The following is a 26,342-nucleotide window of genomic DNA, read 5'->3' as shown; positions in this document are numbered from 1 at the left end:
TTCCTCCTTGTTCACTCTTTGGTAGCTGCGTCATTGCCGCCGCGCATGGGTCCCGCTCAGGCAGCGTCCTTGCCGTTTACTGCCGCGATCTCCGTGGGTTCTTCCCCTGCGTTTTCTGTGTCTGCCAGGACCGTTTCCGTGCCTGCCGCCGGTTCGCCGCCTGCTGCGGAAGTCTCCGTGACCTGGGGGATGACTGCAGGGGTGGGGAGGAAGGTGTCAAGCACCGCGCAGAGGTCGGCGGCCGGCTGCAACCTCTCGACGACGATCTCGGCCAGATCCCGCGCCTTCAGCTTCCCTTCGCACTCCCCGGTCTTGATGCCGTCTTCGAACATGGTGAGGCAGAAGGGGCAGTTGGATACCAGGACCGGCGCCCCGGTCGCCTCCGCCATGTGCACCCTCTTCACGTTGATCCTGTTCCCCAGTTTCTCCTCGGCGAGGATCCTGCCGCCGCCTGCGCCGCAGCAAAAGCTTTCCTTTTCCGACTTCTTCATCTCGTTGATACGCCCGCCGGCGGCGTGCAGTACATCGCGCGGCTGCTGGATGATGTCCTGGTAGCGCCCGAGGTAGCAGGAATCGTGGTAGGTGTAGTCGAACTGCCGCTCGTCGATGACGAGGGTCCCCTCCTTGAGCAGCCGGTCGATGAAGACGGTGTAGTGCTCCACTTCAGCATCCAGCCCCAGGTCCCGGTAGTCCCGCCCCAGAGTGTTCATGCAATGCGGGCAGGTGGTGACGATCTGCTTGATGCCATAACCGTTGATCAGCTCGATGTTCTCCTGAGCCATCATCTGGTAGAGGTACTCATTGCCGAGCTTTCTGACCGGCTCGCCGCAGCACTTCTCCTCCTTGCCGAGGATCCCCACCCGTATCCCCGCCGCGTTGCAGATCTTCACGAAGCTTTTGGCGACCTCCTGGTTGCGCTTGTCGAAGGAGGCGTAGCAGCCGACGAAGTAGAGGACGTCCACCTCGGCCGCTCCCTCCGACAGGATCTGCACCTCCAGCCCCTCGGTCCAGTCACCTCGGCCGGCGTAGGCCAGACCGAAGGGGTTGCCGTTCACCTCGACGTTGTTGACGGCGACCATGACCTCCTCGCCGGGGAACTCCCCCTGCATGAGCACCAGGTTGCGGCGCATCTCGATGATCTTGTTCACGTGCTCCACATCAGCCGGGCAGATCTCCTGGCAGGCGCGGCAAGTGGTGCAGGACCAGAGCGCGTCGTTGCCGACGGTCTCGATCAGGCTCTTGTCGGGGTTGCCGAAAGCGAGCTCGCCTACCTGCTGCACCACCTTCATCGGCGAGAGCGGCTTCTCCGTGTTGTGGGCGGGACAGCGGTCCTGGCACCTCTTGCAGGAGGTGCAGGCGTCGGCATCGAAGATGTCCTTCCAGGAGAACTCCGACACCTTCTCGACGCCGAACTGCTCCACCCCCTCCTCCTCCAGGTTGATGGTGGCGATACTTCCCTTTGGGCGCAGGTCGGTGAAGAGGTAGTTGGCCGGCGTGGTGATCAGGTGGCGGAATTTGCTCCAGGGGATGGAGACGATTAAGCCGAGGACTAGGAGGAAATGCCCCCACCACCAGAGCGTGTGCAGCTGCCTGAGGGAGACGTCGTCCTGCGCCGAGAACTGGTTCGCCACGAACATCCCGATGGGGGACCAGCGTGCCAGTTCAGGGTTCATCCGCAGTTCGGTGGCGGCTATGCGCGCACCTTCGGCGAAAAAGCCGGTGCAGATGATCGCGGTCAACAGGCCGTGCATCAGGTAATCGTCGCGGGTGATCTTGAGTCCCTCCGGCCGGTAGACGAAGCGGCGCAGCATCAAGCCCAAAAGCATGAGGAAAGCGGCTGCGCCGGCCAGGTCGAGCACCAGGGAATAGAGCTTGTAGAAGGTCCCCTTGAGTATCACCAGGTTGAATAGAGGCTGGGTCAGGTCGGCCTGGAGCATCACCAGCAGCGTCCCGATGAAGAGGGTGACGAAGCCCCAGAAGAAGAGGCCGTGGGGGAGCCCCGGTCCCCCGACGCGCACTACCTTCGCCTGGCCGAACAGGTTCCTGAGCAGGAAGGGGATCCGTTCCCCCAAGGCGTCGAGCCGGTTCAGTTCCTTCCCCTGGCGGTACACCTCGACCCGCTGGTAGATGCCGTAACAGCAGGCGGCGACGGCGACCAGCGTCAGCAGGTACATGGGGAGCACGACCCCGTGTCCGACATTCCAATAAATTTCCCTGGTAGCTTCCATGGTCGACTCCTGCGCGTTTATTGACTGCCCTGCGGCAGCGCCACCCTTCCAGGCGGTAGCCTGACGATGCTCCCCCATTTCCGTATCTAGTCTGCGCTGCGCTCCTCCCCCGGCCTCAAGGGAGGACCTTGCCGGGGTGATGAGTTACGACAAGAGCATCTTCGAGATCACCACGCGCTGAACCTCGTTGGTCCCCTCGTAGATTTCGGTGATCTTCGCGTCGCGGTACATCCGCTCCACCTCGTAATCGACGATGAAGCCGTAGCCGCCGTGGATCTGGATCGCCTCCTTGGTGACGAAGGTGGCCGCCTCAGAGGCGAGCATCTTACACATGGCGGACTCCATGGTGTAGTTCTTCTTGCTGTCCTTCAGGCAGGCCGCCTTGTAGGTCATGAGCTTGCTGGTCTCGATCTTCGCGTACATGTCGGCCAGCTTGAACTGGATCGCCTGCAGCTCGCAGATGGGGTGGCCGAACTGCTTTCTCTCCTTGGAGTAAGCGAGCGCCAGGTCGAAGGCACCTTCCGCGATCCCCAAGGCTTGCGAGGCGATCCCGATACGGCCGCCGTTCAGGGTGTCCATGGCGATCTTGAAACCCTGCCCTTCCTGACCCAGGAGGTTCTCCACCGGGATGCGCACGCTGTCGAGGGCGAAGGCGGTGGTGTAGCTGCCGCGGATCCCGAGCTTCTTCTCGTTCTTGAGGATCTCGACCCCCGGGGACTGCAGGTCGATGATGAAGGCGGAGACACCCTTGTGCTTCAGGCTCTTATCGGAGGTGGCGAAGAGGACGCCGGTCCCCCTGTAACCGCCGTTGGTGATGAAGATCTTGGAACCGTTGATCACGAAATGATCGCCGTCGCGTCTGTAGGTGGTGGAGATGGCCCCGGCATCGCTGCCCGCGTCAGGCTCGGTCAAGAGGAAGCAGCCGATGACCTTGCCGGTGTTCAGGTCCGGGAGCCATTTTTTCTTCTGCTCCTCGGTGCCGAAGGTGTAAATCGGGCCGCAGGCAAGGGAGGTGTGGGCCGAGATGAGGACGCCGCTGGAGCCGCAGGCTTTCGAGACCTCCTCGACCACGATGGCGTAGGAGAGCATGTCCAGCCCGGCGCCGCCGTACTCCTCTGGGAAGTAGGAGCCGAGGAAACCCATCTCGCCCATCTTCTGCACCAGGGAGTCGGGAATCATGTGCTCTTCGTCGATCTGCATGGCGAGCGGCTTGATCTCGTTGACCACGAAATCGCGAACGGAATCCTTCAGCACCTTGTGGTCCTGGCTCAATTCAAAGTTCATATCATCCCCCTTGGAAAAAAATCGTTGTCTGTCCCTGGCACCGGTCCGGTCATTTCCCCTGGAACTTCGCCTTGCGCTTCTCCACGAACGCCCCCATCCCCTCCTTCTGGTCCTCGGTGGCGAAGAGGACGCCGAAGAGGGAGCTTTCGTAGCGGAAGCCGTCCTCCTTGGTCATGTTCAACCCGTTGACGATGGCGTCCTTGGCGTAACCCACGGCGATTGCGCCGTTTTTCGCCATCTCCCGGGCGAGGCCTAAGGCCTTCTCCTTCAGCTCTGAAAGCGGGACAACTTCGTTCGCGATGCCCCAGTCAAGCCCCTTGGCCGCCGGAATGATCCTGCCGCTGAAAACCAGTTCCTTGGCGCGGTTCGGGCCGATTAGCCGGGCCAGGTTCTGCGTGCCGCCAAAGCCGGGGATGATCCCCAGGGTCACCTCGGGAAAGCCGAACTTGGCGTTTTCCGAGGCGTAGATGACGTCGCAGGCAAGGGCCAGTTCCAGCCCCCCTCCCAGCGCGTAGCCGTTCACAGCCGCGATGACCGGCTTGCTCATCTTCTCGATGAAGAGGATCAACCGCTGCCCCTTTTGGGCGAACCGGTGCCCCTCGAAGGAGGTCATATCCGCCATCTCTTTGATGTCGGCACCGGCGACGAACGCTTTCTCGCCTGCGCCGGTGAGGACGACAGCCTTGACGGTACTGTCCTGCTCGATCCCGTACAGGGTGCATTCCAACTCGGCCAGCACCGCGCTGTTCAAGGCGTTGAGGCTTTCCGGCCGGTTCACCGTCACCACAGCCACCCCTTCGCTGATTTCACACTGGATATTCTTCGCGTCCATGAGATCTCCCCCAAAGAGCTGCTAATAGTTGTAAAAGCCCTTGCCGGACTTCTTGCCGAGGTAGCCGGCGTCGACCATCTTCACCAGGAGCGGACAGGGGCGGTACTTGGGGTCCTTGAAGCCGTCGTGCAGCACGTTGCAGATGGCGAGCACCGTGTCGAGGCCGATGAAGTCGGCCAACTGCAGGGGCCCCATCGGCTGGTTGGTACCGAGTTTCATCCCCTTGTCGATATCCTCGGCGGTAGCTATCCCTTCGTACAAGGCGAAGACGGCCTCGTTGATCATCGGGATCAGCACCCGGTTGACGATGAAGCCCGGGTAGTCCTGGGATACGGCCATCTGCTTGTTCAAAAGGCCTACCAGGTGACCTATCGCCTCGAAGGTCTCGTCGCTGGTGGCGATGCCGCGGATCACCTCGACGAGCTGCATCACCGGCACGGGGTTCATGAAGTGCATCCCGATCACCTGCTCCGGCCTCTTCGTTACCGCGGCGATGCGGGTGATGGAGATGGAGGAGGTATTGGAGGCGAGGATGGCCTCCTTCTTGACCACCTCGTCGAGCTTTCGGAAAAGGTCGAACTTGAGCGCCTCGTTCTCCGTTGCCGCTTCGATGACGAGGTCGCAGCCGGAGAACTCCTTCAGATCCTTGGTGACCGTAATGCGGGCCATGATCCCCTGGATGCTGGTGTCGAAGATGACCCCCTTCTTCGCCTGCCGCTCCAGGTTCTGCTCGATCGACTTGAGCGCCTTCGAAAGTTGCACCTCGGAGATGTCGTAGACCAGGACCTGGTAAGCGTGCTGCGCGAAGACGTGGGCGATTCCACTCCCCATCTGCCCTGCTCCTAAAACACCGACTGTCTTGAACATGTAAGCCTCCCCAGAGAAAGTGTCTAAACCCTTTCGAAAATCACCGCGACCGCCTCGCCGCCCCCGATGCAGAGGGTCGCGAGCCCGTAGCGCGCCTGCCGCTTGTGCAGCTCCCTGATCACGGTCCCTGCGAGCCTGGCGCCGCTGGCTCCAATAGGATGGCCCAGGGCGCAGGCTCCCCCGTTGACGTTCACCTTGCCGGGATCGAGATCGAGCTCCTTCATGGCGATCATGGTGACCGCGGCGAAGGCCTCGTTTACTTCGAAGAGATCGATATCGCCGACTCTTAGCCCAGCCCTGGCGCATGCGGCCTGGATCGCCGTCACCGGGGCTTCGGTGTAGAGCTCCGGGTGCAGGCTTCCGGTGGCGTAGGCAACGACGCGCGCCTTTGGGGCGAGATTGCAGCGCTTGAGCGCCGCCCCCCCCGCGAGGAGCGTGAAAGCCGCGCCGTCGTTGATGCTGGAGGCGTTGGCGGCTGTGATGGTCCCGTCCTTGCTGAACACCGGTCTCAACTGCGTCAGCTTGTCGAAGTCGACCTTGAATGGCTCCTCGTCATCCGAGACCACCTCGTCCCCCTTGCGCCCCTTTTTCACCACCGGCGCGATCTCGTCCTTGAAGACCCCGCCGCGCACTGCCTCCTGCGCCAGCTTGTAGGAGCGCAGCGTGAATTCATCCTGCGCCTCACGGGTGAGGCCATGCTTTTTGACCGCAGCCTCGGCTATCTCCCCCATGTGACGCCCCGAATACGGGTCCTGCAGGCCGTCGTAAATCATCAGGTCGACGAGGGCGCCGTGCCCCATGCGGTAGCCGTAGCGGGCCTTCTTGAGCAGGAAGGGAGCGAGGGACATGTTTTCCATGCCGCCGGCAACCACTATTTCGGAATCTTCCAGCTGGATGGAACCTGCTCCCAGCATGATCGCTTTCAATCCGCTGCCGCAGACCTTGTTGATGGTCATGGCGTGGGCGCTGTCGGGGATCCCGGCGCCGCGCATGGCCTGACGCGCAGGAGCCTGCCCGCAGCCGCCGGAGAGCACCTGCCCGGCGATGACCTCGTCGACTTCTGCCGGGTCCAGGCCGGTTCGCTCCAGCAGAGCCTTGATGGCGCCGCCCCCAAGGACAGTCGCCTCAACATCGGAAAGAACGCCGCCAAAAGAGCCAAACGGGGTTCTCTGTGACTCAACGACGAAGATGTCTTTCATGTCACCTCCAACAGCAGTTATTTGTGAGGCCAATATATATGTCGTTTACGTGCATGTCAAGCATTTCTAAAACATGTTTTTACAATATTAGCGAATTCGGGCCAGGATGCAACCAGAAGTCCCGGTAAAAGGTTGCATAAAGCCGTTTGTCAGGCAAGGGCGTGGAGTAATTTTCCGGGCGTAGCATCTGGCAAATCTCCTCCCCCTCCCTGCCCCTCCCCCTCCGGGGGCGGGAAACAAAAGGCCCAAAGTCGTTCCATTCTCCTCCCCCTGGAGGAGAGGGAGGTCGGGAGGAGGGAGGTCGGGAGGGGGGGAAGAACGAGGGAGCGGGGAAGAACGAGGGAGCGGGGACTCGAGAGTTGATACTCTAATTCTCCACAGGTCCTGGAAGTGCAGGGGGGGGCGAGGCTCTTCATCGTAGAGGGTAATACAAAAACGGGGGAAGCTCTGGCTGAGCCTCCCCCTGTAAAGATCTGCTGCTATGACCGCGGCGGGCGCGGAAGGACGGGAGCCTGCTAAAGGTACACGATCTCGTCCGGCATGTCGGTCAGTTTCACGCCGCCGTTTTTGCCGACGGCAAAGGTGTTCTCGATCCCTATGACGCCCTGGCCCGGGAAGACGAACTTCGGCTCGATCGCTATGGTCTGCCCTTCCTGCAGAGGCACCTTGAAACCTTGCGCCAGCACCGGAAACTCGTCCAGTTCCAGCCCCACACCGTGCCCCACGAAGCGGGCGTTCTCTCCGGGAGCCCCCATGAAGTTGCGGGCCAGGCCGGCTTCTTCAGCCATTTCGGCCGCTTTCAGGAAGAGCTCCTCGCAGCTCGCCCCCGGTTTCAGGTTGTCCACCAGGTATTTCTGTATGGCCAGCGCCGTGGCAAAGCCGTGCTCCAGCTCGGGCGCCAGCTTCCCTATGACGAAAAACCGGGTGATGTCCACGATGTAGCCGTTGAAGATGCCGGTATAGTCGACAAGGACCGGGGCGTTGGCGCTGATCACAGCGGCGGAAGCGCCATGCGGGGAGGCGCTGGACATCCCTTGCCCGGTGACGGCGCCGTCGAAAAAGCCCGGTTCGCAGGCCGTTGCGGAAGATACGGCTAGCCCCTGGAACAGCTCCTGGTTGAAGGCGCGCATCCGGACGTAACCTTCGCTCCCCGCTTTCCTGAGTCGGCATTCGAACTCGGCCGCCAGGTCCACCTCGCGCATCCCCTCCTTCAGGAACCCCGGGACCTCCCTGAAGACCTGGCAGATCCGGTCGCCGCTTTCCCTCATCTGCCCAAGTTCCCACTCCGACTTAACGGAGCGGATCTCGCGGTTGATCGCGGAGACGTCGACGAACTCCCGCCCCGGCAAGAGCTTCGCGTAGTAGTTGTACTGCTGTACCGGCGCCACGTCGAAGGTGAAGCCGATCTTCTGCAGTTCGGGCGGGAACAGTCCCGGAAACTCCTTGCTGGAAGGAAACGGTACCGTCTCCTCGATGCAGCTTTCATTCACCGCCCTAGAGACGCTCTTGCGCACCATCAGCCGCGGTTTCCCCTCGGCCGGGACCCAGAGCGTCGAGTTCTGGCGGGTGCCGGTGAAATAGTAGACGTCGATGGGGTAGATGAAGAGCGCCCCGTCGATCCCCTTTGCCTTAAGTTCCTGTTGCAGCCTGGCAATTCTCTGCTGCGATTCCTGCCTCTTCAGCATCCGTCACCCCCCAATCGTTGTAGTAGGCAATTTCATTCAATTCCTTGCGCGGGCGCGGCTTAGGCTCCTGGTCGGGATACCCCAACGGCGTCACGCCGATGACCCTGATCCCGGCCGGAATGGCCAGCGCCGCCTTGATGGCGGGCTCATCATACCATCCCATCCAGCAGGTGCCAAGTCCGAGACCGTGCGCGGCGAGACAGATGTGCTCGAAGGCGATGGCGGCGTCGGCTACGTAGTACTCGATGCCGTTCTCCACGCCGGACTGGATCGGATCGGCGCATACCACTATGATTACCGGTGCCTGGGCCAGAGCCTTCTTCCCCGGGTTCTCCTCCGGGAAGGCGTCGAGCAGCGCGTTTTTCCTCCCCTCCGAGTTCAACACCAGGAAGCGCCAGCACTGCATGTTCTTCCACGAGGGGGCGAGCCTCGCGGCGTCGAGCACCTGCCCCACCTTCTCCCATTCGACCGGAGCGTCCTTGTATTTCCGGATGCTCCTTCTGCCGTTGATCGCCTCGAATACGTCCATGCGTTCTCCTTTTCTCTTCCTGCCCGGCCGTTGGCGTTGGGTCCACCATGGTTGATCCGCCGTTATCCGCGTCATCCGCCAAATCTGTGTGCGATGCCTTTGGATCCTACATGTTGCGCCGGTACTCCCCCCCCACCTGGTACAGCGCGCGGGTGATCTGCCCCAAGGACGCCACCTTCACCGTCTCCATCAGTTCGTCGAAGATGTTGCCTCCGGATACGGCAACCTCCTGGAGGCGCTTCAGGGCCAGCGGGGCCTTCTCCTTGTTCCGCTCCTGGAAAGCGCGCAGGTTCCGGATCTGCTGCTCCTTCTCTTCCGCAGTGGCGCGCGCCAGCTCTCCCGGGACCTGGTACCCCTCCTCCCCCGCGCGAGGGTTGAGGAAGGTGTTGACCCCGATGATGGGAAGCTCGCCCGAGTGCTTCTTGTGCTCGTAGAGCATAGATTCGTCCTGGATCTTGCTCCGCTGGTACTGGGTCTCCATTGCACCCAGCACCCCGCCTCGCTGGTCGATCTTCTCGAACTCGGCAAGGACAGCCTCCTCCACGAGATCAGTCAGCTCGTCGATGATGAACGCTCCCTGTAGCGGGTTCTCGTTCCTGGCAAGCCCGAGCTCCTTGGTGATGATCATCTGTACCGCCATGGCCCGTCGCACCGACTCCTCGGTGGGGGTCGTCACCGCCTCGTCGTAGGCGTTGGTGTGCAGCGAGTTGCAGTTGTCGTAGATCGCCATGAGAGCCTGCAGCGTGGTGCGGATGTCGTTGAAGTCCATCTCCTGCGCGTGCAGCGACCGGCCGCTGGTCTGGATGTGGTACTTGAGCTTCTGGCTCCGCTCGTTGGCGCCGTACTTCTCCCGCATCACCACCGCCCATATCCGCCGCGCCACCCGCCCGATCACCGTGTACTCCGGGTCGAGGCCGTTGGAGAAGAAGTAGGAGAGGTTGGGGGCGAAATCGTCGATGTGCATCCCGCGCGAGAGGTAATACTCGACGTAGGTGAAGCCGTTGGAGAGGGTGAAGGCGAGCTGCGAGATCGGGTTCGCCCCCGCCTCCGCGATGTGGTAGCCGCTGATGGAAACGGAGTAGTAGTTTCTCACCTGCTGCTCGATGAAGTACTGCTGGATGTCCCCCATCATCTTCAGGGCGAATTCCGTGGAGAAGATGCAGGTATTCTGCCCCTGGTCCTCCTTGAGGATGTCCGCCTGCACCGTGCCGCGCACGGTCTTCAGGGTGCAGGATTTTATCTCCTGGTACTCCGGCGCCGACGGCTCGCGCCCCTGCTCCTTCCTGAACTTCTCCACCTGCTGCTCGATGGCGGCGTTGAAGAACATGGCGAGCATCATCGGCGCGGGGCCGTTGATGGTTATGGAAACGCTGGTGGAGGGGGCGCAGAGGTCGAACCCGGCGTAGAGCTTCTGCACGTCCTCGACGGTGCAGACCGAGACCCCGCTTTCCCCCACCTTTCCGTAGACGTCGGGCGGGTAGTCCGGGTCCTCGCCGTAAAGGGTCACGCTGTCGAAGGCGGTCGAGAGCCTTTTGGCGCCGTCGTCCTGACAGAGGTAATGGAAGCGGCGGTTGGTCCGCTCCGGGGTTCCCTCGCCGGCGAACTGGCGCTTGGGGTCCTCCTCCGCGCGCTTGAAGGGGAAGACCCCCGCCGTGTACGGGAAGTAGCCGGGGAGGTTCTCCTTCAGGCTCCACTTGACGATCTCCCCCCATTCCTCGTAATCGGGGACGCAGACCCTGGGGATGCGCGAGCCGGAAAGCGAGCTGGTGAAAAGCTCGGTCCTTATTTCCTTGTCCCGCACCCGGGTCACCAGCGCGTCCTGCTTGTAGCTCGCCTTAAGCTCTGCCCACCCCTCGATGATGCGCCTGGGCTCCTCCTGCAGCTCCGCGTCCGTGCTGGCAATAAGCCGGTCCAGCTCGTCTTTTGTCCCCTCCCCCTTTACCTGGTCCCTGGCCCCCTTGAGCTGGAACAGGCTCCGGGCGATCCTCGACTGGCTCTCCACGTTCTTTCTGTAGCTGCGCGCCGTCTGTACGATCTCCCCGAGGTAATGGATCCGGTCCGGCGGGATGATGTACTGCTTCAGGCTGTCGCCTTCGGGCGCGGCGAGCTGCGAGCGCCAGCCAAGCTCCTTCTTCCCGTTGAAGCTGTTCAAGACCGCGAGGTAGAGGACGTTGGTGCCGGGATCGTTGAACTGCGAGGCGATGGTGCCGAAGATCGGGAGCTCCTCGTCGGGGAGCTCGAAGAGGTTGCGGTTGCGGCGGTACTGCTTGCGCACGTTCCTAAGCGCGTCCTCGGCCCCCTTCCTCTCGAACTTGTTGAGCGCGACCAGGTCGGCGAAATCGAGCATGTCGATCTTCTCCAGCTGCGTCGGGGCGCCGAACTCGCAGGTCATGACGTAGAGCGAGACATCGCAGATCTCGACCACTCCCGCGTCCCCCTGCCCGATGCCGGAGGTTTCCACGATGATCAGGTCGAACCCAGCCGCCCGTACCACGTCGATTGCATCGCTGATGGCGGCGGAGAGTTCCGAGCGGGAGTCGCGGGTGGCGAGCGAGCGCATGTAGACCCGGTCCGTGTTGATCGAGTTCATCCTGATCCGATCCCCCAGAAGCGCTCCGCCGGTCCTCTGGCGCGAAGGGTCGACGGCGAGAATGGCCACGCTTTTGTCCGGGAAGTCCCTGATGAAGCGGCGCACCAGCTCGTCGGTGAGCGAGCTCTTGCCGGCACCGCCGGTCCCGGTGATGCCGAGCGTCGGAACCTCGCGCCCCATGCCGCGGATGGTCTCGCGCACCACCCCATACCCCTGGTTATGCTCGTGAACCGCCTGCTCGGCGAGGGTGATCAGGGCGTTCACGGCGCGCACGTCCCGCCCCTTCAACCGCTCTATCTCCGCCTGCAGATCGCGCTCCACGTGGAAGTCGCAAAGCTCCAGCATGTGGTTGATCATCCCCTGCAGCCCCATGCGGCGGCCGTCTTCCGGCGAGAAGATCTTGCTGACCCCGTAGCTCTCGATCTCCTTGATCTCCTCCGGGACGATGACCCCTCCCCCCCCGCCGAATACCTTCACCTGCTCCGCGCCCCGCTCCTTCAAAAGATCGCGGATGTACTTGAAGAAAGGGATGTGTCCCCCCTGGTAACAGCTCACCGCGATCCCCTGGGCGTCCTCCTGGATGGCGGCGGAGACGATCGCCTCCACCGAGCGGTTGTGCCCCAGGTGGATCACCTCGACCCCCGAGGCCTGGAGCATCCGCCGGATGATGTTGGTGGAAGCGTCATGGCCGTCGAAGAGGCTCGTGGCCGTGACGAAACGGATCTTGTTCTTGGATTTATAGGGCGCCGCGGCTGCGGTGTGCATGGGTTCTCTCCTTTTCGTTGTATCTGTCGCGAGCGGGTCAGGGCTTCAGGGTGAACTCCCAGGCGCACCAGAACTCCTCCGGATGTTCGTCCGGGGGGCATGCGAGGCACTTCGTCTGGATGCGCGGGTCGATGGTGCTGGCGAACCCGGAGTATTCGACGATGCCCACGGATTTGCAGGGATGGTCCGGGAGCCCCTTGCGCTTGCGGGCGGACTGGACCCGGCAGTCGATCATGCGAAAGACGGCCCGGGTCTCCGTCACCTCCAGGCATTGCTGCAGGTTGAGGCGTGCGTAAAAGCGGTGCTTCAGGCACTCCACCAGTGCGGGAACCCCCCCGCCCGGTTTCAGCCCCAGCCGCTCCATGATCCGCTTCGCCTCGATGACGGTAAAAAGCCTCCAGGCGTCGGTGTCGATGTCGACCGCCACGTCCATGCCGAACTTCTTCTCCAGCGACTGGAACCAGACCCCGTCGTGGGCCAGCCAGTTCTTGGCGTCGTCGGTGATTATCCGGACCAGTTCCTCCTTGCTCAGCGAATAGAGGAGCTGGACGCCCTCGTCGCCGGCAACGGTTTCCGGTGTTTCCTGTAAAGCCGTCTTTGTCGTCATGATCACCTCCTGGTCTTTTTGGTCCGCTCTCCTGCCCCCAGAGGGGTCGGGAGGGTGGAAGAATGGGTACTCCCCTCCCCCCCGGGGGCGCGGACAAGGCTAGTGGTCGCTCGCCTTGGCTATCCCAAGGCCGGTGTTCTGCCGTACGTCGATCTCGGCGAACATATCCTCGGCGCGGCGGTCGCGGAACAAGAGGCAACCAAAGACTGCGGCCAGGAAGCCCAGCGGCACCGAGACGATCCCCGGGTTTTTCAGCGGGAAGATCGGCTTGTCGAGGCCTACCATGGAGCTGCCGTTCTTGTTCTTCTCATATTCGACCCGCGACTTCTCCAGGGTCTTCAGCTCTTTGTCCGCCAGCGCCACGCCGGTTGCCTGCTTCTGCTCCAGGGTATCGACGATCTTCTTGGCGTCGGCTGCCACCTTCTTGGGATAGGTCATCACCGGCGATACCATCACCAGTGCGAGGGCGGTAACGGTCCCGACTACCAGGCCGGAGACGATCCCCGCGGTGTTGAACTTCTTCCAGAACAGCGAGAGCATGACCACCGGGAAGTTACCCGAGGCGGCGACCGCGAAGGCCAGCGCCACCAGCGCCACCACGTTCTCCTTCTCGGCGGCGAGGCCCATGAGAATAGCGGAGGTGCCGACGAACAGGGAGGTGATGCGGGCAACCTTCACCTGCAGGTGCTGGTCGGCCTTGCCGTCCTTGATGATGTTCACGTAGACGTCGTGGGCGATGGCCGCGGAGGCCGCGAGCACGAGGCCAGAGACCACGGCGAGGATAGTGGCGAAGGCGACGGCGCAGATGAAGGCGAGGAAAATGTCTCCCCCGAGGCTTCCGGCCCCGCCACCCATGTGCTGGGCCAGGAGCAGCGTCGCCATGTTCCCGCCCTTGTCCACCGCCAGGATCCCCTGGGGGGTCAGGTAGAGTGCCGCGCCGAAGCCGATGATGCTGATCATGAAGAAGAAGCTGGAGTTGAGGAAAAGTGCGATGATGATCGACTTGCGCGCCTCCTTGGCGCTGGGGACGGTGAAAAAGCGCATCAGGATGTGCGGCAGGCCGGCGGCGCCGAGCGCCCAGGCAATCCCCAGCGAGATCTGGTCCAGCGGGCTTTTCAGGAAGAGCCCGGGCTCCAGGAAGCGCTGGCCGTAATCCATCCCCGCCTTGGGAACGGCATCCTTCAGCACGTTCAGCCTGACATGGTCCTGGATGGCGGGGTTGTTCACGATGTCGGTGAAGAAGGAAACCGGGTTGAAGCCTGCCTTGGCTGCGACGAGGATGCAGAGGAGCGTGGTGGCACCCATCAAAAGCGAGGCTTTGATGATCTGCACCCAGGTGGTCGCCTTCATGCCGCCGAAGACGACGTAGGCGACCATGAGGGCCCCAACCCCGATGACGGAAACGCGGTAAGGGATCCCGATCAGCATCTGCATCAGCTTCCCTGCGCCCACCATCTGCGCAATCAGGTAGAAGATGGAGACGGTGACGGTGGAAAGTGCCGCCACCCCGCGCACCACCTTGGGCGACGACCTGAAGGAGAGGATGTCACCCAGCGTGTACTTGCCGGCATTGCGGCAGGGTTCGGCGATGACCAGCAGGATGGCGATGAAGGAGAACATGGGCCCCACCGCGTACATGAAGCCGTCGATGCCGTAGAGCGAGATGAGCCCGGACATCCCCAGGAACGAGGCGGCGGACATGTAGTCCCCGGCTATGGCCCAGCCGTTTTGCAGTCCCGTGATCCCGCCCCCCGCGGTGTAGAAGTCGGCCGCCGTCTGCGTCTTCTTCGCGGCCCAGACCACCACTCCCATGGTGATGGCGATGATGAGGGCGAACATGCCGATGGTGATGCCGCGGTTTGGGGTCACCTTGGCGGGTTGGGAGTCGACTTTGGCTGAAGCGGCCTTGGCGGCGGGCGCCGCCGCGGTCGCGGCTGCAGGCGTGACCTTTGCCGCAGGCGCTACTGCAGCCTGCGATGGGGGTGCGGCGGCAGCCCCTGCCTGGGCTGCTGCTGCGAGGGGAGCGGCGGCGCAGACGGAGAGCGTAAGAGTAAGCGTTAAAGCGGCGATTCTTCCTTTCATGCTGTCCCCTCCTTTTAATTGAGCACGTCGAGCAGCTGCTTGGTCAGCCGGTCGAAATCCTTGTTGGCGACGTGGGCGTAGTACGCCGCAACGCCGATTGCGACCACGAACTGGGAGAGGATGAAGAGGTAGCCGAAATTGATGGGACCGATCACCTTTATCCGGAAGGCTTCCGGAAAATAGCCTGAGATGACCGGGAGAAGCAGGTAATAGATGGTCGAGATGATCCACCAGCTGAACAGAAAACTCCTCTTCTTGTTCTTCAGTTCCAAAAACTTGCTGTTGTTTGCTATCTTCTCCCAGTCGTAACTCGTTTCCGCCATGGCTCTCCTCCTTAGGTTAAGGTTGCACACGCGAAGGGGCGGGCTCCCCTTGCCGTTACGCCCCCGACTTCACGGCCTTGCATAGCCGAATTTCATGGAAAGCAGCTCGCCGCTCACACGCAGCGAGGGTATGATCTCCTCTTCCAGACGCGAGCCGATCAGGCGTACCGACGGCCCCAACAGCGTGAGCGCGCCGACCACCTTGCCCGCGTAATCCCTGACAGCGACGGCCACGGTGATGATCCCCTCCCCCATGCCGCCGCACTCCACGGCAAAACCCTTTTCCCGGATCAGCTCAAGTTCGCGCCGCAGATCCGACAGCTCAGGAAAGCCGAACCGGCCGCGGCGCCAGCTCTTGCCGATCTTCTCCAAGAGGTCCCAGGAGTCTATGGCGCGCATCACCTTGCCGGCGGCGTTTTTGAAGAAGGGGAACCTTCTACCTACAAGGGGCTCCCCCTTCCCAACGGCCTCGACCTCGGCCACGTCGACGAACAGGACCTCGTCTCCCTTAAGGAAGGTCATATACACCGCCTCTTTGTGCTTTCGCGCCAGCGACTCCATGACAGGACGCACTTCCCTAGCGATGCTGCCATAGAAGGCCTCCATCACCCCCCGTGCCTGCCCGGCTCCGTTCACCTTCGGCTGCGGACTTCCCCCCGCCTCCTTCTGTTCTAGGCTCTCCAATAGACGCTTGGTCCGATACCTGCTGATCCCGGCTCTCCTGGCGAGCGCGGAAAGGGAGCAGGTTTTTTCCTCCCCGGCCAGCGTCTGCAAGAGCTCCATGGCCATGTCCATCCGTTGCGGCTGCGTTCCCCCTTTTGGACGCTTTTTCTTCATCCCCCCTCCTCTTCTAGTTAAACCTTTGTTTTGAAAAAGCCTGCCGGCATCAGACACCTGGGTGTTCATTCTCCGGGGCCAGATCCAAGCGGGCAACTACAGCGCTGGCGGAGACGAGAGATCCGTCTTTTGCGGCAGCATGGATCGCTGGCTGCCATACAGCTGATAAACAATGAGAAAGGAGGTTCGCGAAGTCAGGGCGGGGTTGGAGGTGCGAATAAAATATCTTTCGTTTACGTGCATGTCAAGCTTAAATAAAACATTTTTATATGTCTCCACAAAAATCTGATCTCCTCATGGAAAATGCTGGAGAGAAGAAGAAGCAAAGGGGATGACCTGTTGACAAAACCGGAACGATCGTCTAAATGTGGTCAGACGTATTTTACGTAAAGGTAAAGCATGAACGAATTAAGACAGGGCGAGACGGCTGTGGGGATAGGTGACTTGGCGAAGGAGTACGGGCTGACCACCCGAACCCTGCGTTACTGGGAAGAAGTGGGAATCATCGAATCGCTTAAGCGGCAGGACGGTGCTGCACGGGAGTTCACCCCCTATTACTTCAGAAGGATCAAATTCATCCTCCGGCTGAAGGAACTGGGGTTGAGCATCCGCGAGATGCAGGACCTCTACCTGGCCTATGGCGAGGCGAAGAACACGGAGAAGATGATCCCGCGCCTGATAGAGATTCTGGAGCAGCACACCGGCAAGGTGGATGGGAAAATGGCGCAGCTCGCCTCGCTTAGGAAGGAAATCGTGGAATACAGGCAGAAGATGCTCACCCGTCTTGCGTCTGGGCAAGCGTAGAGCCGGCCGGCGTGGAAGCGGTGTACTGTTTGGGGCCAGGGCGACAGGAATATGGCGCTAGCCCAGGGTGAAGTAGAAAGTCGCACCCTTTCCGGGTTGGCTCTCGGCCCAGATCTGCCCCCCGTGTCGCTGAATGATGCGTTGCACGCTGGCCAGCCCGATGCCGGTCCCCTCGAAATCGCGGGCGTCGTGAAGGCGCTGGAACGGTTTGAACAGCAGATCCCCCAGTGCCATGTCGAAACCGGCCCCGTTGTCCCTGACAAAGTAGGCGGTCTTCCCCTGGTGCTCCACCGTGCCGAAGGCGATCTCGCTGCAATCCTTTTTGGCGGAGTACTTCCAGGCGTTGCCCAGCAGGTTGTCGAGGACCACCCGCAAAAGATGCGCGTCGCCAACGCCGCGCACTCCGGACTGGATTGCCAGGGAGACGTTGCGCTGAGGCTCGGCGCGCCTGAGCTCCGCGCAAAGTTCCTCCACCATCGGGGTTATCTCCACCTCTTCCCGGGCCGACTCTGCTTTGCTTCTGCGTGAGAAGTTGAGCAGCGTGTCGATCAGGTGGTTCATCCTGATGCTGCCGTTGAGGATCTCCTGCAGGTATTCCCTGCACTGCGGGTCCATCCCCGGACCGTAGAGTTCGAGCAGCACCTGGCTGAAGCCGTTGATGGCGGTGAGCGGCCTTCTCAAGTCGTGGGAAACCGTATAGCTGAAAGCCTCCAGTTCCTCGTTGGCAAGCTCCAGCTCGCAGGCGCGCGCCGAAAGATGGGTGTGCAGCACCTCTATCTCCTCGGCCGCCTGTTTGCGCTTGGTGACGTCCGACACCATGGCGAACGCCCCGGTGAAATCCCCGTCCACCCCCTTTACGGGAATGGCGGAGACGCTGGCCCACACCCTGGTGCCCCCCTTGCGCAGCAGGATGGTCTCGTAATGCTCGGAGAGCCCCTGCTCCCGGCTCTTCACTTTGGCAGCTACCTCGTCGTGAAGGCAGTCGTCGACGAACTCCAGGAAAAGACGACCGACTACCTCGCCGGGCTCAAGGCCCAGCATCTCGGCGAACTGCAGGTTGGCGTAGGTTACGCGCCCCTGGGCATCGACGGCGACAATCCCCTCCTGCGAGGTCTCGACTATCATGCGGTAGCGCTCTTCGCTTTCCTTCAAGGCCTTTTCCGCTGCCTTCCACTCGGTGACGTCAGTCATGACGGCGAGGGAACGCAGCACCTCGCCCCTGGCATCGAATTCGGCCGAGGCGAAGAGGAGCACGTCCAGGATCTCGCCGTTCTTTTTCACCACCTGGTACTGGACGTTGCGGCAAAAACCGGTGCGGAAGAATTCAGGCAGTACCACCTCTTCTGCATAGCGGCGCGACTCCTCGGTTAGAAAATCGGTGGATTTGCGCCCTATCGCCTCCTCCCGCTGGTAGCCCAGGACCTCGACCCAGTAGTTGCTCACGCCAAAGATCCGCCCGTTGCGGTCGATGGAGTGCAGCATCACGGGGGTATCGTTGTAGAGGGTGCGATAGCCATCCTCGTCGGAACGCCCGGATTCGATGACGCGGCGCAGCTGCGCATTCTCTGCCTCGACCCGCGCCAGCCTCCCCTGCAGATCCTGCAGTAACAGGGCGGCCTTGGGATCGAGCCCGGAGATGTCGAGTGGAGAGTTGGGAAATTCCTCCCGCTGCTCCGGCGTCAGGTCGTCTGGCATGGCTTCGCTCCAGCTTCAAATGGGTAAGGATGAGTGAGCCTTCTTTACCCCTTGCAGCGGAAAGTGTCAACTAGATTTCGCCTGTTCCGGCGCCTGGAATTCAACGATGTCAACAGTTTGACCTACAGGGGAGGCCTTCGCGGGAGGAGCGCCCCTTTATTTCCAGGGGCAAATCTGCTAAGGTACCGCACCTTGACGTATACAAAAAACTGCTAAGGAGAAATCAGAGTGCCTAGTTCTACCGTACGGAAAGCCTGTGAGGAAATGGAACCGGAGATCGACCTGAGCGGCGAAGCAGGCTGGACTCCTTTCGACGCACCTGCACTGGTGGGTGATTCGCTGCGCTTTGTCTCCGGCGACAGAAGCGGAGACCGTTTCCGGGCCCGCTACTACCGCGACGCCGAAAAGCACCTCCACGCGAGGTTCTGGCTTGGTCCTGAAGCCGAAGGTCCCCCGGGTCACGCACATGGCGGTGCGGTCGCAGCGATCATGGACGAGGCCCTCGGGCTGGCCGGTTGGGCGGCAGGGTACTCCATCGTGGTGGGAAACCTCAACGTCAGCTTCCGCAACATGCTCCCCCTGGGCCGCGTGATCACGGTGGAAAGCCGCGTTGTCTCCGTCGAAGGACGCAAGATCATGGTGCACGGCCGCATCTTCTGCGGGGAGACGACCTACGCCGAGGCGCAATGCCTCTGCATCACCATCCCCGGCAAATAAACCAAGGCCCTGCGGTGGCGTAACCGTCACCGCAGGGCCTTGCCTGCACACCGTTTTTTCCTCCCTCAGCGCCGAATCAACCCTCCCCTCGCCGAACCGTCTTCCCACCCGCACGCCGCATAGCCGCATCCACCCAATTTTTCGCGCCTTTTTGTAAAGTAATTTTCGTTTTCCCTATAAAGTTCACCCGCCCCGAGCCGATATTTAATGAGACTGACACGCGCCATGCCTGCAGATACCATCAAACCTCAGCACCGGAGAGCCCACATGAGAATCAAGAAGTTCAAGGACTGGAAGATCGGCACCAAGGTTATGAGCATCTCCGCGGTGATGATCGTCATGATCACCGCCATAAATTTCCTCTACTTCATGCCTGTACTGGAAAAAGAGATACTGCACGAAAGAGAGGCAACCCTCAAGTCGGTAGTGGACCTCCCCTACGAGTTGATTGCCGAGTACGATCAAAGGGCACAAAAGGGGGAGTTCACCCTTGAGGAAGCCCAGAAGCGCGCCAAGGACCGCATCAGGGCGATGCGTTACGACCAGAAGGAGTACTTCTGGATCACCACGCTCGACGCCGTCATGGTCATGCACCCCATCAAGCCGGAACTGGAAGGTAAGGATCAAACAGGCTACAAGGATGCCGAGGGGAAAGCCATCTTCGTCGAGATGGCAAACGCAGCCAAGGCCCAGGGATCCGGCATGGTCCATTACTTCTGGCCCAAGCCGGGGGAAACGGCCGCCACCGAAAAGGACTCCTACGTCAAGCTCTACAAACCCTGGGGCTGGGTGGTCGGAAGCGGCCTGTACATGGACGACGTGCATGCCGTGATAGATGCCATGCGCTGGAAACTTGCAGCCATGACCCTCATCTTCGCCCTCGTGGCCATCGGCTTCGGCTCCCTTGTTTCCTCCCGGATCAGCAAGAACATCGCCAAGGTCATCGACGCGGCCGATGCCCTTGCCCTGGGGGACGTCAAGGTGGAGATTAAGGCGGAGTCCGAGGACGAAACCGGGATGCTCGCCGCCGCCTTCGGCAAGATGATAGGCAACGTCGCCGAAGCGGCCAAGGCTGCGGAGAAAATCGCCAACGGAGACCTGGACTTCGAACTGACGGCAAAGTCGGACCAGGACGTCCTCTCCAAGAACCTGAACATCACCATCGGCGCGGTAAAGGCGATGGCGCGGGACGCGGACATGCTTGCCAAGGCCGCGGTCGACGGGAAGCTCTCGCTGCGCGCCGACGCTTCGCAGCACCACGGCGAATACAAAAAGATCATCGACGGCTTCAACGGGACCATCAACAGGCTGGTGGGGCTGCTCGACAACATGCCGGCCCCGGCCATGATCATAGACACCGACTTCACCGTCCTCTACATGAACGAGATCGCGGCGAAGGTGGGTGGCAAGACGCCGTCACAGGTGGTGGGGCAGAAATGCCACGACCATTTCCAGACCTCTGACTGCAAGACCGGCAACTGCGCCTGCGGCAAGGCCATGCAAAGCGGCACCGTGGCCAACAGCGAAACGGACGCGCATCCGGCTCCTGGCGTCGACCTGGAGATCGCGTACTCCGGCACGCCGCTTCGCGACGAGGCGGGGCGCATCGTGGGCGCCTTCGAGGTGGTTTCTGACCAGACCGCGATCAGGAACGCGGCGCGGCTGGCCAAAAAGATCGCTGAGTACCAGGACTGCGAGACGAATAAACTGGTCCACGCCCTCGAAAAACTGGCCAAGGGGGAAATCGACTTCGAGATCAGGACGGAAACAGGTGACGAGGACACCCGCAAGACCAGGGAGACCTTCGAGTCGCTCGCCGGCGCGGTGAACACCTGCGTCGAGGTGCTGAAGACCCTCAACGCGGACGCGGGATCGCTGGTTGAGGCAGCCAAGGAGGGACGCATCACCGCGCGCGCCGATGCCGGCAAGCACCAGGGCGCCTACCGGGAGATCGTGCAGGGCATGAACGACAGCATGGCCACCATGGTCGGCTTCCTGGACAACATCCCGAGCCCGGCCATGATCATCGACAGCGACTTCAACGTGCTGTACATGAACGCTCTGGGGGCCAAGGTCGGCAGCAAGACGCAGGCCCAGGTGCTAGGCACCAAGTGTTACGACCACTTCTGCACCAGCGACTGCAAGACGGCCAACTGCGCCTGCGCCCAGGCGATCACAGGCGGTCGCGAGGCGACACGGGAGACCGACGCCCACCCGGGCGGGCTCGACCTCGACATCTCCTACACCGGCGTTCCGATCAAGGACGCCGCCGGGAAGGTAGTTGGGGTCCTCGAGGTGGTCACCGATCTCACCTCGATCAAACAGGCCGCCCGCCAGGCGCAGAAGATCTCGGACTATCAGAACAACGAAACGAGGAAACTGGTCGAGGGTCTGGACAAGGTCGCCAAGGGGGACGTCACGGTGACGCTTGAGACGGAACCGGCAGACGCCGACACGCACGAGGCCAAACGGACCTTCGACACCATCGCCGCAGCAGTCAACAGTTCAGTCGAGGCGACAAGGCACATCGCCGAGGCGGCCAAGCAGATCGCACGCGGGGATCTAACCGTCGAGATAAAGGAGCGCTCCCCCGAGGACGAGCTGATGATCGCCCTGAAGGCCATGGTGCTGAAGCTGAGCGAGGTGGTTTCCGAGGTGAAGGGAGCAGCCGACAACGTCGCCGCGGGAAGCCAGGAGCTCTCCTCCAGCTCCGAGCAGATGTCGCAGGGGGCAAGCGAGCAGGCGGCGGCCGCGGAAGAGGTCTCTTCCTCGATGGAGGAGATGTCCTCCAACATCAGGCAAAATGCGGACAACGCGCTGCAGACGGAGAAGATAGCGTCCAAATCCGCCAAAGACGCCGAAGAAGGGGGGAAGGCGGTCGAGCATACCGTCAACGCCATGAAGGAGATCGCCGGGAAGATATCGATCATAGAGGAGATCGCACGACAGACCAACCTCCTCGCCTTGAACGCCGCCATAGAGGCGGCGCGCGCCGGCGAGCACGGCAAGGGGTTCGCGGTGGTGGCCTCCGAGGTGCGCAAGCTGGCAGAACGCAGCCAGAAGGCGGCGGCGGAGATCTCCGGGCTTTCCTCTAGCAGCGTGGAGATCGCCGAGAGGGCGGGCCAGATGCTGAACCAGATGGTTCCCGACATCAAGAAAACGGCCGAGCTGGTGATGGAAATCAGCGCGGCCTGCCGCGAACAGGACACCGGCGCGGAGCAGATCAACAAGGCGATCCAGCAGCTCGACCACGTGATCCAGCAAAACGCCTCCGCATCGGAGGAGATGTCCTCAACCGCAGAAGAGCTTTCCAGCCAGGCGGAACAGCTGCAGGACTCCATCGGGTTCTTCAGGGTGGCGGGAGTCGAGGCGTCGGCCAAAAAGCAACTGGTGAAACCCGCGCGGCCGGCAGCCGTCAAACCGGCCGGAAAGAAGCTGAGCCAGGCGGGAAACCCGCCGGCTGACATGCGCAGTAAGACGGCAGTCGGGATGTCGCTGGATCTGGACCAGGATGACAGCGGTTTTGAGCGATTTTAAATAGTACGTACCAGAAGAACTGATCGTGGCGGCGGCACCGTGAGTATTTCACAATGTGCCGCCGTTTTTTTTCAAAGTTTTTCTTAAGTAACCGAGGTACCGGCCGATAACACATTAAAACTGTAGGAAAGAGCGAATGCAAGAACACGTAGCTTCCCTATAAATCCGCACTGGGAACCGGTCGGAAGGAATGAAGATGGAAAAGACCCCCTTTATCCTGGCACTGTTCATCTCTATTGTTGCGCTGCTAGCTGCAAACCCTGGTTTGAGAAAAAGCGCCGACCATGAGAACTGTGAAATTTCCAGTTACGACTACGCGAAACTGCATACGGCAATGGAACATGATGCTGAGATAGCGGCCGTGGCAAGGCGGGAACTTACCCAGGATCATGTCACCATCGCGCAATACAACAGGGTCATGCGGCAAATAGATCACATCAAGTCAAGGCAGGCCAAGCGTGGCGCCGCGGTACAGCAGGCAAGCCTTAGATAGCTAAACGGTGCACGTGTCATAGCTTAAGCAACATACTCTCAGTAGTTGCCCCTAAAGCCATGTCAGTCCTAAAAGGACAAAACGCAGCTCGCGGCTTATCCGCCGCCCTGTCTGCGACAGCGCTGCCGAGTAACATTTTTATTGAATAATTCTCATATTGGCGATATTATCTTGACCATTAAAAAATCTTTGTTTCAATAGAACAACACCTCCTGCCTGGCAGGAGAATTAAACCAAGCAGTTGCAAACGCTATTCATCATCGACCGAATGGTCTGCCATACCCATAGCAAAGGAGAAAACATGAGAAAACACATCCGCAGCATCGTACTTGCAGCAGCAGCCGTCGCCGCCTTTGCAGTCCCAGCCCTGGCTGAAAGCACCCTCTGCACGATAACCGCACCGGAGATGAGGCTCAGGAAGAGCCCCAGCAAGAAGGCCAAGGTGGTGGCTATCCTGAAGAAGGACACCAAGGTGACGGCGGCGCAGTGCTCTGGCGGATGGGTTAAAGTATCCTCTGAGGACGGCAAGCTCAACGGTTACGTAGGCGGCTGGGCGCTCGCCTCCGCCCCGACCCAGGTGGCCGAGGCCCCGGCAACGCAGGTCAGCGACGCGGCTCCTTCCACCGTAGCGCAGAAAGAGGTCCCCTCCAACGAGAAGCTCGCCATGCAGATCACCGAACTGCGCCTGAACGTCCTCGGCATCGAGCGCGACATGCAGCAGATGCACAAGGAGATCAGGAAAATCAAGTCGACCTTGCGGCGCAGGAAGTAACTTCTGTTGCGGGGCTCAAGGGCCCTTGCCATTTCCCTTTAAAGGGCAACCCGGCGTCGGGTTGCCCTTTTTTGCGCGCTCTTTTTCCCCTCGCAGGGAGCCGCTTTACCCCTTTCGCTTCAGGGAAGCAGGAAGCGTCGGAATAAGCACCAGGCAGACGGTCACTCCCGCCGCAATGGCCAAGAGGAGAACCTGCGCCCAAGAGCTCTGCACCAACCAAAATGCCGAGACCGGAAAGGAAATCCAGACGGCGCAGATGGCAGCGGCCTTTGCCCTGACCGATATCCCTCCGTGCACAAGGTAGTCCTTCAAGAGCGGGCCAAAATGCCGATGCTCTACCAGCCAGTGGTGAAACTTTTCAGAACTCCTTGAGAAGCAGAAGACCGCGAGCAGCAGGAAAGGGACACTGGGAACCAGTGGAAGAAACAGCCCAAGAAGGGCGCAGACAATAGAAACCCAGCCGACGCCTATGAGTATCAGGCGCAGCACCTCGTTCTTCACCTGCCTGACATGTCCCCTCCCTCTGCCGTACCGCATTGAATATCCCTCTCCACATACTTTCTCTGCCCTACTATTTTAGACGAGCCGCACCGTCATTGACGAGAAAAAACGGCAGTGAAGCCGGCGTCGCCCCCTGCCCTTGCGTGGGTCAGGGGACGGGGGAGATGCCAATTTTGCGCTGCGGCCGAGGAGCAGGCCTATTGCAGGAGAAGTGCCTGCCGTTCGAAAAGAACGAAGGCGCCGTGGCCGTCGTAATCCCAGCGCTCGATCAGGCAGCTGCGGGGCTCATCTTCCTTTCGGTAACGGATCAGGTTGACGGAGTTGGGGACATCGCCGCGGACCCGGTGGGAGACGGCGGTTCCGGCAAGGACGGACCATACGGGGCGGGAAATTTCGTGGACCTCCTTCAGGGGGCGCACGTGGGGGAGATGGACGTGTCCCCCAAGGATCAGGTCGGCGCCGGCCCGGGCCCAGGCGTGGACGGCGGCCTGGCGGTTTCTCAACAGGTTTTTCACGTCGCTGTCCCGGGTGGCCCGCACCGGCTGGTGCGCCACCACGACGCGCAGTTGTTTGACGGACGCTCCCTTTAGCCTGCGTGCCACCGCTTCGATCTGCTGCGGCGAAACTTCGCCGACCGTATGGCGTGTGGGACGCGTCGTGTTAACCCCCACCACCAGGAGATCTTGCGACTCGAACACGGGTTCCAGGTCGCTGCCGAAGCTGCGTTGGAAATTGCCGTAGGGTGAGAAGAGCCGTCCGAGGAGGTTGTAAAAAGGGATGTCGTGGTTGCCGGGAAGCACCAGTTGGTGTGGCACCGGCATGCGCTTGAGAAAATCGAGGGCTGCCCGGAACTGCGAGGCGCGGGCGCGCTGGGTGACGTCCCCGGAGAGCACCAGGAGATCCGGGCAAAGCTCCCCTGCCAGTTGCAACAGCGCCTCCACCACGGGAGACGTATGGGTGCCGAAGTGGGTGTCGGATATCTGCAGGATGGCGCTCACGCCCCACCGTCCCCCATCGGTGCAAAAGGCGGGACCAGTAGCAGCAGCGACTCGGGCGCCGCCTGGAACACGAGCGGGGGCTCCATCCATTTGGCCTCGCCGTCCGTTGCCACCTTGATGCGCCTGCTTGGGCGCAGCGGGTTCACCGTGAGCCGTTTGAAGGCAAACGCTTCCACCCCCTCCGCCTCCCCCAGCTTCCCCAGTGCGGCAAGCGCGAGGGCTGAGATCAGTTGCCCCGCTCCCCGGGCCTTGACCGCTATGGCCGCCAGCTCCCCGTGCTGCAGGGCGCGCTCCTCGGGCAACCCCACCTGCCGCAACTGCAGCGGGTTGTTGTCGACCACCAAAGTGCAGATGTGCATCACGTCGCTCCCCCCGCCATCGTCAAGGGCCAGCACCAGCTGCGGCGGAGGGGCGAGCAGGGTCGCGAACCCCGACAGCAAAGCTACCAGCCGGTGGCGCCCGAATCTCTGCTTGTGGACCTCGCGCCTTTCCAGCAGCTTGGGATAAAGGCCGAGGCTTGCGTTCACCAGGAAAGGGCGCTGGTTCACCAGCCCCACCTGAACCGGCCGCAGCACACCGTTTAAAAGCAGCGCAGAGGCCTCCTTCGTATCGACCGGTATTCCGTGAGCGCGGCTGAAATAATTGAAGGTGCCCTGGGGCAGGACCCCGAAAGGACAGCCGGAAGGAAGCACCTCCTGGACCACCGCGTTGATGGTACCGTCGCCCCCGGCGGCGACTACGGTTCCCTGCTGCTGCCGGGCGAGCCGCACCGCCTCTCGCGCCACCTCCGGCAGCCGCCTGATATCGGTGACCCGCCACAGGCGGAAGGAACGCCCACCAGCGGTGAGGACGGCGCGGACCGCGCCTTCCCTTTGGTCCGCATCCTTGTCTCCGGACCCGGCGTTCATGACTATGAAGAACGGGCCCGGCGCCCGCAGGTTTTGGTCTTGTGACTGTCGCAACAAAGGCTCCTCGGCTGGAACAGGTGGTGCGGTTT

General features: G+C 61.5%; 21 protein-coding genes. 5 read left to right on the top strand and 16 right to left on the bottom strand.

All coding sequences use genetic code 11. The features are described from left to right. Positions 1-56 precede the first annotated feature (56 nt). The 12 genes from GEOBRER4_RS07065 to GEOBRER4_RS07010 all read right to left on the bottom strand — a co-directional run bounded on the left by GEOBRER4_RS07065 (position 57) and on the right by GEOBRER4_RS07010 (position 15,828). Positions 57-2,228 (bottom strand): (Fe-S)-binding protein, encoded by a 2,172-nt coding sequence (locus GEOBRER4_RS07065; protein ID WP_185244808.1) that lies wholly within the window; start codon positions 2,226-2,228, stop codon positions 57-59. A 144-nt stretch (positions 2,229-2,372) separates the two neighbouring features. Beyond that, on the bottom strand, positions 2,373-3,512 hold the full coding sequence (locus tag GEOBRER4_RS07060) for an acyl-CoA dehydrogenase (RefSeq protein WP_085813233.1): 1,140 nt from the start codon (positions 3,510-3,512) through the stop codon (positions 2,373-2,375). A 49-nt stretch (positions 3,513-3,561) separates the two neighbouring features. After that, complete coding sequence (locus GEOBRER4_RS07055) at positions 3,562-4,344, bottom strand: enoyl-CoA hydratase/isomerase family protein (protein WP_185244807.1); 783 nt, start codon at positions 4,342-4,344, stop codon at positions 3,562-3,564. A 21-nt stretch (positions 4,345-4,365) separates the two neighbouring features. Next, a complete protein-coding gene (locus GEOBRER4_RS07050) occupies positions 4,366-5,211 on the bottom strand; it encodes a 3-hydroxybutyryl-CoA dehydrogenase (protein WP_185244806.1) in 846 nt (281 codons plus the stop codon). Between the two features lie 23 nt (positions 5,212-5,234). After that, a complete protein-coding gene (locus GEOBRER4_RS07045; protein WP_185244805.1) occupies positions 5,235-6,410 on the bottom strand; it encodes a thiolase family protein in 1,176 nt (391 codons plus the stop codon). 515 nt (positions 6,411-6,925) lie between these two features. Beyond that, a complete protein-coding gene (locus GEOBRER4_RS07040; protein WP_185244804.1) occupies positions 6,926-8,095 on the bottom strand; it encodes a M24 family metallopeptidase in 1,170 nt (389 codons plus the stop codon). Beyond that, positions 8,040-8,624 (bottom strand): nitroreductase family protein, encoded by a 585-nt coding sequence (locus GEOBRER4_RS07035; protein ID WP_185244803.1) that lies wholly within the window; start codon positions 8,622-8,624, stop codon positions 8,040-8,042. Before GEOBRER4_RS07035 ends, GEOBRER4_RS07040 begins: the two co-directional genes overlap by 56 nt. Before the next feature lie 106 nt (positions 8,625-8,730). Then, complete coding sequence (icmF, locus tag GEOBRER4_RS07030) at positions 8,731-11,979, bottom strand: fused isobutyryl-CoA mutase/GTPase IcmF (protein ID WP_185244802.1); 3,249 nt, start codon at positions 11,977-11,979, stop codon at positions 8,731-8,733. Between the two features lie 37 nt (positions 11,980-12,016). Further along, entirely contained in the window at positions 12,017-12,586 is a 570-nt protein-coding gene (locus GEOBRER4_RS07025; RefSeq protein WP_185244801.1) for a DUF6125 family protein, read from the bottom strand. 99 nt (positions 12,587-12,685) lie between these two features. Then, a complete protein-coding gene (locus GEOBRER4_RS07020) occupies positions 12,686-14,668 on the bottom strand; it encodes a solute symporter family protein (RefSeq protein ID WP_185244800.1) in 1,983 nt (660 codons plus the stop codon). A gap of 14 nt (positions 14,669-14,682) precedes the next feature. Next, positions 14,683-14,991, bottom strand: a complete 309-nt coding sequence (locus tag GEOBRER4_RS07015) for a DUF485 domain-containing protein (protein WP_012531271.1) — start codon at positions 14,989-14,991, stop codon at positions 14,683-14,685. A gap of 69 nt (positions 14,992-15,060) precedes the next feature. Continuing rightward, the gene (locus tag GEOBRER4_RS07010) at positions 15,061-15,828 is read right to left on the bottom strand and encodes an IclR family transcriptional regulator (protein ID WP_185244799.1); all 768 of its coding nucleotides are present in this window, start codon (positions 15,826-15,828) and stop codon (positions 15,061-15,063) included. A 399-nt stretch (positions 15,829-16,227) separates the two neighbouring features. Here GEOBRER4_RS07010 and GEOBRER4_RS07005 point away from each other — a divergent pair, with 399 nt between their 5' ends. Next, entirely contained in the window at positions 16,228-16,632 is a 405-nt protein-coding gene (locus tag GEOBRER4_RS07005) for a helix-turn-helix domain-containing protein (RefSeq protein WP_085813243.1), read from the top strand. A 57-nt stretch (positions 16,633-16,689) separates the two neighbouring features. Here the strand turns inward: GEOBRER4_RS07005 and GEOBRER4_RS07000 are convergent, their stop codons facing one another. Then, positions 16,690-18,327, bottom strand: a complete 1,638-nt coding sequence (locus GEOBRER4_RS07000) for a sensor histidine kinase (RefSeq protein WP_185244798.1) — start codon at positions 18,325-18,327, stop codon at positions 16,690-16,692. A gap of 264 nt (positions 18,328-18,591) precedes the next feature. Between GEOBRER4_RS07000 and GEOBRER4_RS06995 the strand changes: the two genes are divergently transcribed. The 4 genes from GEOBRER4_RS06995 to GEOBRER4_RS06980 all read left to right on the top strand — a co-directional run bounded on the left by GEOBRER4_RS06995 (position 18,592) and on the right by GEOBRER4_RS06980 (position 23,846). Then, the gene (locus GEOBRER4_RS06995) at positions 18,592-19,044 is read left to right on the top strand and encodes a PaaI family thioesterase (RefSeq protein ID WP_085813245.1); all 453 of its coding nucleotides are present in this window, start codon (positions 18,592-18,594) and stop codon (positions 19,042-19,044) included. 267 nt (positions 19,045-19,311) lie between these two features. Further along, positions 19,312-22,581 (top strand): cache domain-containing protein, encoded by a 3,270-nt coding sequence (locus GEOBRER4_RS06990; protein WP_185244797.1) that lies wholly within the window; start codon positions 19,312-19,314, stop codon positions 22,579-22,581. Positions 22,582-22,777: 196 nt separating this feature from the next. Continuing rightward, positions 22,778-23,074: a hypothetical protein gene (locus GEOBRER4_RS06985; protein ID WP_185244796.1), complete on the top strand. Its 297-nt coding sequence runs from the start codon at positions 22,778-22,780 to the stop codon at positions 23,072-23,074. 301 nt (positions 23,075-23,375) lie between these two features. Continuing rightward, entirely contained in the window at positions 23,376-23,846 is a 471-nt protein-coding gene (locus GEOBRER4_RS06980) for an SH3 domain-containing protein (RefSeq protein ID WP_085813248.1), read from the top strand. 105 nt (positions 23,847-23,951) lie between these two features. Here GEOBRER4_RS06980 and GEOBRER4_RS06975 read toward each other — a convergent pair whose 3' ends face one another. From GEOBRER4_RS06975 to GEOBRER4_RS06965, 3 genes are all read right to left on the bottom strand, one after another. Next, complete coding sequence (locus tag GEOBRER4_RS06975) at positions 23,952-24,347, bottom strand: YbaN family protein (RefSeq protein ID WP_226377917.1); 396 nt, start codon at positions 24,345-24,347, stop codon at positions 23,952-23,954. Between the two features lie 197 nt (positions 24,348-24,544). Beyond that, the gene (locus tag GEOBRER4_RS06970) at positions 24,545-25,345 is read right to left on the bottom strand and encodes a metallophosphoesterase family protein (RefSeq protein ID WP_185244795.1); all 801 of its coding nucleotides are present in this window, start codon (positions 25,343-25,345) and stop codon (positions 24,545-24,547) included. Next, entirely contained in the window at positions 25,342-26,307 is a 966-nt protein-coding gene (locus GEOBRER4_RS06965; RefSeq protein WP_226377916.1) for a diacylglycerol/lipid kinase family protein, read from the bottom strand. Before GEOBRER4_RS06965 ends, GEOBRER4_RS06970 begins: the two co-directional genes overlap by 4 nt. Between the last annotated feature and the right edge of the window lie 35 nt (positions 26,308-26,342).

This window comes from Citrifermentans bremense (genome assembly GCF_014218275.1).
In the GTDB taxonomy this organism is placed as follows: Bacteria; Desulfobacterota; Desulfuromonadia; order Geobacterales; family Geobacteraceae; genus Geomonas; species Geomonas pelophila.
The sequence above is the reverse complement of the archived record's forward strand: the minus strand, read 5'-3'. Positions and strand labels throughout refer to the sequence as shown.